Origin of the sequence: Frankia sp. AiPs1 (genome assembly GCF_023716945.1) — a bacterium.
GTDB lineage: Bacteria > Actinomycetota > Actinomycetes > Frankiales > Frankiaceae > Frankia.
Window position 1 is genome coordinate 1 of record NZ_JAMQQF010000403.1, and the last position, 5,494, is coordinate 5,494.

At 72.5% G+C, this 5,494-nt stretch carries 3 protein-coding genes; 2 read left to right on the forward strand and 1 reads right to left on the reverse strand.

The genetic code is table 11. The features are described 5' to 3' along the window. Positions 1 to 104 precede the first annotated feature (104 nt). Positions 105 to 2,705, forward strand: a complete 2,601-nt coding sequence (locus tag ND748_RS23940; RefSeq protein ID WP_251748207.1) for a bifunctional diguanylate cyclase/phosphodiesterase — start codon at positions 105 to 107, stop codon at positions 2,703 to 2,705. Continuing rightward, the gene (gene aat, locus ND748_RS23945) at positions 2,696 to 3,541 is read left to right on the forward strand and encodes a leucyl/phenylalanyl-tRNA--protein transferase (protein ID WP_251748208.1); all 846 of its coding nucleotides are present in this window, start codon (positions 2,696 to 2,698) and stop codon (positions 3,539 to 3,541) included. Before ND748_RS23940 ends, aat begins: the two co-directional genes overlap by 10 nt. A gap of 28 nt (positions 3,542 to 3,569) precedes the next feature. On the opposite strand, the gene ND748_RS23950 is transcribed toward aat, so the two are convergent. Continuing rightward, a complete protein-coding gene (locus ND748_RS23950) occupies positions 3,570 to 4,883 on the reverse strand; it encodes a pyridoxal phosphate-dependent aminotransferase family protein (RefSeq protein ID WP_251748209.1) in 1,314 nt (437 codons plus the stop codon). Positions 4,884 to 5,494: the final 611 nt, after the last annotated feature.

The following is a 5,494-nucleotide window of genomic DNA, read 5'->3' on the forward strand; positions in this document are numbered from 1 at the left end:
GCGGTCGACCGGCTCGCACACGCCGACCACGCCGACCACGCCGGGCCGCAGCCGCAGGCCCGGCTCGCGGGCCCGCGGGCAGCATCCGGCGGGGGGATGACCGGTTGACCACATCGCCACCTCCTCCGCGCCGGTTTCGCCTCATCCGGTTCGCGCAGTTCCTGCTCATCCTCGCCACGCTCGCCCTGTCCGTCGCCTCGTTCGTGGACATGCCGCGTCTCGGCGCCGAGGCCCGGTCGCTGAGCTGGGGCGTCGCCATCGGCTCCGGTGCGATCTGCGTGTCCCGGGCCGTCCTCGTCCGAGGCGAGCGCGTGCCCTGGGCGCTGCTCGGCGCCGGGCTCATCAGCTACGGCTGCGGGACGATCTACCACAACGTCGCCGTGACCGGTCAGGCCGACGACATCCAGCCCTCGCTGGCCGACCTCGCCTGGCTGCTGTTCTATCCGGCCTGCTACGTCGCGGTGATCCTGCTGCTGCGCCGGCGGCTGGTCCGGCTGCACCGCAGCGTCTGGTTGGACGCCATCGTCGGGCTGCTCGGCGTGGCCGCGCTGACCAGCGGCATCGGGGTGGCGATGGCGCGGGCCAACCCCGAGCACAGCGCATGGACGATGACCGTCAACGTCATCTACCCGTTGGCGGACCTGCTGCTGGTCCTGCTCGTCGTCACCGTGTTCGGGCTGCTGGGCTGGCGTCCGGGACGGGTGTGGTGGCTGCTGGGCGCCGGGCTGGTGAGCTTCGCCCTGGCCGACACGCTGCTGCTCGTGCTCGTCACCGCCGGGCACACGCCGTCGAACGGGGTGCTGTCCAGTCTGTGGCTGCTCTCGGTGCTCATGCCGGCGCTGGCGTCCTGGCTGCGCCCGCGCTGGCAGCCGCCGGCGAAGATGTCCGGGTGGGGCGTGATCGCCGTGCCGCTGGTGCTGGCGACGGTCGCGCTGGGCCTGCTGGTGCTCGGCGCCGCGATCGACCTGCCGGCCGTCACCGTGGCGCTCGCGGCGGCGACGGTGCTGTCCGCCCTGGCCCGCGCGGCCTTCACCTTCATCGAGGTCCAGCAACTCGCGGAAAGCAGGGTGCTGGCCCGCACCGACGACCTCACCGGTCTGACCAACCGCCGGGGCTTCATCGAGCGGCTGACCCGGGCCGAGCAGCACACCACCGGACCGGACACCTTCGCCTTGCTGCTGCTCGACCTCGACCGGTTCAAGGAGATCAACGACTCGCTCGGCCACCAGGTCGGGGACGCGCTGCTGACCCAGGTCGGCACCCGCATCTCCGACGCCCTGCGCCCGGGCGACCTGCACGCCCGTCTCGGTGGCGACGAGTTCGCCGTGCTGCTCGAACACGCCGATGCCGACGCCGCCCGTCGGGTCGCCGACCGGGTGCTGACCGTGCTCGCCGATCCCTTCGACGTCGGCGGCGTGACGCTGCACGTGGGCGCGAGCATCGGCGCGGCCGTCTACCCGGACCATGCCCAGGACGCGCACACCCTGCTGCAGCGCGCCGACGTGGCGATGTACGCGGCGAAGTCGGGCCGCACCGGCGTGGAGTCCTACCGGCCGGGCGCCGATGTGAACAGCCTCGTCCGGCTGGACATGATCGAGTCGCTGCGGGCCGCCCTCGGCACCGGCCAACTGGAGGTGCACTACCAGGTCAAGGTCGATCTCGGCTCCGGGCGGACAGACGCCGTCGAGGCCCTCGTCCGCTGGCGGCATCCGACCAGGGGCCTGCTCGGCCCGGAGGAGTTCGTCCCGCTGGCCGAGCAGGCCGGATTCATGCGGATGCTCACGATCGAGGTGCTCCACACCGCCCTCGACCAGTGTCGGCGCTGGCACGCCGCCGGCCTCGAGGTCGCCGTGGCCGTCAACCTGTCCGCCTCCGACCTGCTCGACCGGGGCTTCCCCGCGCAGGTCAGCGGGATGCTCGCCGGCTTCGGTCTGAGCCCCGCGGCGCTGGAGCTGGAGATCACCGAGACGACGCTCATGCTCGACCGGGTGCGATCGGCCACCGTGCTCGGGGAGCTGCGGGCGCTCGGCATCGGCATCGCCGTCGACGACTACGGCACCGGCTATTCGTCGCTTGCGCGGCTGCTCGAACTCCCCGTGAACGTGCTCAAGCTCGACAAGTCGTTCATCCAGCGGGTGGCGGACGACAGCCGAGCCGAGGCGATCGTGCGATCCACCGTCGGCCTGGCGCACGCCCTCGACCTGCGGATCGTCGTCGAGGGGGTGGAGACCGCGGCGGCGGTGCGGATGCTGCGCGACGTCGGCTGCGACCTTGCCCAGGGCTACTTCCTCGGCGAACCCGGCCCGTCCGAGCTGGTTACCGAACAACTCCGGCGACAGGCGGCGCCGGCTGGCACGATCGACCTCAGGACCGCGGCACAGGAGACCGCAACGCGGAAGGCCTCATCGCAGGAGACGACGACGCAGGAAACTGTCACGCAGGAAACAGCCACGCAGGAGACGGCGACGCAGGAGACGACGGCACGGGAGACGACGGCACGGGAGACGGTGACGGCGGAGGCGCTGGCGCGGGAGACGGTCGGGCTTGCGACCCCCCGCGAGGCGAGCGCCCTGGAAGCGGCCCGTGACCCCGCGGCAGACCGCGGGGCTCGCCACACCGGCGGCCGCGCCCCGGCGAGGGAGGGTGGCGTGCGCAACACTCCGGTGGCTCCCGGATCGACGTCGGCGGGCGGCCCGTGGCGGTGACCGCGGTGCCCCGCGCGGTGGGTCCCACCGTGTGGGACGGCTTCTCGCTGCTGCGCAGTCCCGGCCGGGCACCGGTCGCGGTCGGGGGCACGCTGGACCCGGCGACGCTGGTCGGCGCCTATCGGGCGGGGGCGTTCCCGTGGCCCACCGGAGACGAACCGGAGGACGGCGAGAGCGGCGAGGGCGGTGAGCCGAGGCCGGCCGGAGTGGGTGGCCTGCGCGAGTTGTTGCGGGCCGCCGTCGCCGCCCGCCGGGTGCGGCACCTGTCCCCCGGCCGTCCCGGCGGCTACGACCTGCCCTGGTGGAGCCCCGACCCGCGGGCGGTGATCCCCACCGGGGGGGTGCGGGTGAACCGGTCGCTGCGCAAGCGGCTGCGCAACTGCGGGTGGACGACGACCGTCGACGAGTCCTTCGTCGAGGTGGTCCGGGGCTGCCAGCGCGACGGCACGTCGGGCTGGATCACCGATGAGCTGATCGACGGCTACGCCCGGCTGCACGCCCTGGGATGGGCCCACAGCCTGGAGGTCTGGGACGGTGACGACCTCGTCGGCGGCGTCTACGGGGTCGGGGTCGGGGGCGTGTTCGCCGGCGAGTCGATGTTCCACGCCCGCACCGACGCCTCGAAGGTGGCCCTCGCCGACCTCGACGCGCGCCTCGCCGCCGCCGGGGGCGTGCTGCTGGACGTCCAGATGACGACGGACCATCTCGTCGACCTGGGCGCACGGGAGATCCCCCGGGCCGACTACCTCGCGGTACTGGCGCGGGTGCGCGACGCCGACGTCCGCCTCGACCGCGAGCGGCGGCCCGTCGCCCGCCTCGCGCCGCCCGCGGGCTGACCGGCCACCGCAGCCGCGTGCCGGCGGCTCAGCCGGGACCGGGCAGGCTGCTCGCCGCCACCAGCGGGAAACGGTCAGCGGCCACGCCGAGGACGGCGAGAAGGTGATCGATCTCGTCGTCGGTGTTCGCGGCGGTGACCTGTACCCGCACCCCGACCTGGTCGCGAGGGACGACGGGGAAGGGCACCACCGACGCGAAGACCCCCCGCTCGTACAGGAAGCGGCCCAGCGGGTCGGCGTTGTCCGCATCCAGCAGTGGGATCTCGACGATCGGGAATCCGCTGGTGTTGAGCGTGCCCAGACCCAGCCCCCGCAGCCCGTCGAGCAACCGACTGGTCAGCCGGTGCAACCGGGCCCGCAGCGCCTCGCCGCGCCGCTCGTTGACCCGCAGGCCAACCAGGCCCGTCGCCAGCGACGCGACCGGCGACGGGCCGGAGAAGATGTACGGCCCGGCCGCGGACTTCAGGTACTCCTTCACCTCCGTCGGGCAGGCGACGAACGCGAGCAGCGACGAATACGCCTTGGAGAACCCGCCGACGAGCACCAGGTTGTCGTAGCCGGCGCCGAGATGGCGCACGATGCCGTTGCCTCGGCTGCCGTACGGGCTCGACTCGTCGGGGCCGCGCTCCCCGACGACGCCGAAACCGTGCGCGTCGTCGACGTAGAGCAGCGCGTCATGGGCATGCGCGAGCGGGAGGAGTTCGTCGAGCGGCGGCCCGTTGCCCGTCATGCTGTGCACCCCGTCGACGCAGATCACCCGGGGATGCGGGGCCGCGCGCAACAGCCGGTCCAGCCGGTCGAGCCGGTCCTCGCGGAACCGCGCGACGGTCCCGCCGCGGCTGGCGACCATCGCGGCCCCGTCATGGGCGGTCTGGTGGGCGTGCAGTTCGACGAACAGCGCGCCCCGGCCGACCAGCGCCGGCAGCACCGAATGTTGGATGTGGGTGATGGTCGGTAGCAGCAGGGCGTCCTCGGCGCCGAGCAGCTCCGCCAACATGCGCTCGATGTCGTCGTAGGGGCGTGGGCTGGCAATCAACCGCGACCAGCTCGGATGCGTACCCCACAGGTCCAGGTATGCCGGAACCGCTTCGATGATCTCCCGGTCGAGATCGAGCCCCAGATAGTTACAGGAGGCGAAATCGGTGAGCCAGTGGTCACCGATCCGTATCCGGCGGCCGTCGATCTCGTCGACCGTCGCGTCGTAAAAGGGCGCCTGCCGGCGCATGCGATCGAGTTCCGTGCGGATACCCAGCGGCCGGTCGAGTACGTGCCGCCAGGCCGGCGAGAATGCGCTCGGTGCAGGTGGCAGGGGTCGGCCCAGGGTTTCAAAGGTCTGCGACATCGGGGCCGCTACCTGGCCGGTCGAGGGCTCGGGAGGATCACTCGACCTGGCCTGACGATCGCGGATAGCACAGATTGAAGCGGAGATCCGAGTTTTCGGAAATTCATTGAATCCGACTTGCTGGTCGGGCGCACCACTACCATCACCCATCCTTGGGTTCACCGGGAACGCACGTCGCCGGGTCAGGGAACGAGGAGAAACCAACGGAACCAAGGGAACCTTGAACAGGTAAACGATAAGCCTCCCGACCCGCCGATTCCACACATCCCGCGCGAGCTGGGCAGACGCATAGCGAGATCCTCCGTCCACCGCACCCGACGCAGGCGCGGCGATACACCGGGGACGGCGCATCCCGCCTCGCCCGGCCGAGCCAGCCCCCGGGCCCAGGCCCGCGAGGCACCGACCGGCCCTCGCCCGGGGCCGGCGGCCCCCCTCGGCCGGAGTGTTATCGTCCCCGCCATGTCTGACACGGCGGCATCCGCGGCGACTTCCGCCGAGCCCACGACGGCGACAGCGGGGCCCACCTCGTCGGGCGCGGCGCGGTCCGCGACCCCTTCGGCGAAGGAGCCGACTCCGGCGGCACCGTCCCCGGCGGCACCGACCCCAGCGAC